Genomic DNA, 1,660 nt, shown 5'->3' on the forward strand with positions numbered 1-1,660 from the left:
CTGCGAAACTCGCCCCCGTCACCCCTTACGAAAAAGCTCACGGCTGGCGGCATCTGCGACGGAGGATTAAATGATGGAACTCGCCCACAGTATAGTTGCCGAGTAGATTTGACGCGGTAATATGTTCAACGCAAAAAGCGGCAAGTCGGATGCGAGCGGCATGGACGCGGGGGCGTGGGATTAGATGGGAAAACGCAGTATTACTGATCGAGAAATTGGCCTAATCAAGGCCATGCTCGCGCGGGGCATGGCGAACAACTCCATCCAGTTCTATTTCAATCGTCAGGACCGCCCCGTGAACTCCGGGCGCATAACCGGGATACGACAGCGCAAGTACGGTCCGGAGGTGGCAAAGGCCGACGATGCCGCTCTAACCGAATTCCTAGCCAACTTCACCTCGGCAGAGCCGACTGCAACCGTGGTCGAAATCGAGGGCGCCGCGACGGCTCCAGCCCTACCGATGGATGAAACCATCCTGAGATCGCTTTTCCGACGTAAAGCCGGTGGCCGCTGGTTTTTAATCAAGGGCGAAAGCGACGAGTTCGAGTGTAAAGAGAACTTCAACATCCGAAACTTCAGCAAACCGCTAAAGACTATCGCTGGATTCGCCAACAATCGGGGCGGCTATTTGCTATTCGGCATTAAGGATCTCCCTCATTCGTTCGAGGTTTGCGGACTGGCCGATGACCGGTTTGTGGAAACGGATCAGAACAAATTTAGCCAGACGATCCGCTCCGCCCTTGCGCCGACGCCTCGCTTCGAAGTCGCAACCATCCAGTTGGATGGATTGAAGGTCGGCATCATCCACGTCGAGCCGCACAACTCGAAGCCCGTGATTGCCTGCAAGAATGAGGGTGATGTAGTCGAAGGGGCTATCTATTATCGCTACTCCGGGGAAACGAAGACAATCAGTTATGCAGACCTGCGCGCGATCCTTGACGAGCGGGACTTACATAGCCGGGAGGCAATTTTGCCCATGGTCCGGCGCCTGCTCGAATTGGGTCCGAGCAACGCCCTCGTTGCGAACTTGGCCGATGGGCAACTGGAAGGCGGAAAACGCCCGATCCTGATCGACCCCGCTTCGCTGGAACAGATCAAGTTCATCAAGGAGGGGGCGTTCGACGAGATTGATGGCGCACCAACCCTGAAGGTCATTGGGGATGCGAAGGTCGTGCCTGAGGGCAGCGTCCTGCCTGTTCGAACGGTACGAGAAGAAATCACCGTTGAAGCAATCCTCCGAAACTTCATAAGCCGAAATGCGGTCGAGCAGCCGTTCGCATACTTTCGACAGATTAGTCACGAAGCAGGCTGGATTTCACCAGTATTCTATTATCTGCACCTCGCCGGAAAGACGCGCAAGGAAGCCGCGGGCGCTTTGCGTGCGAGCAAGAACGCCAAGCCGAAATGTCGGGAAGAATTGATAAAGCTTTTAGCAGGAAAACGTAGCCTGTACTCAAAACTCGGCGGGAACCGATCAAACACATTTGGTAGGATTGTGACCACTCCCAACCTCGAGGTCATTGATTCGCGGCAAGCGAAGGCCATCTGCTTAGCGCTAACAGGTATGACTGAAGCCGACGCAGGATGCTTCGATCAGTTCCACTCGCTACTGAGCCAATGCTTGCGGCTCTGGGAAAACAGTGACGGCGACCGCGAACTT

1 protein-coding gene is annotated in these 1,660 nt (G+C 55.2%); it reads left to right on the plus strand.

The features are described from left to right. Nucleotides 1-184: 184 nt before the first annotated feature. The coding region (locus QOL68_RS18890) for an ATP-binding protein (RefSeq protein ID WP_282950490.1) at nt 185-1,660 on the plus strand (1,476 nt) is incomplete at its 3' end.

This window comes from Sphingopyxis sp. Geo25, from assembly GCF_949769135.1.
Classification (GTDB): domain Bacteria; phylum Pseudomonadota; class Alphaproteobacteria; order Sphingomonadales; family Sphingomonadaceae; genus Sphingopyxis.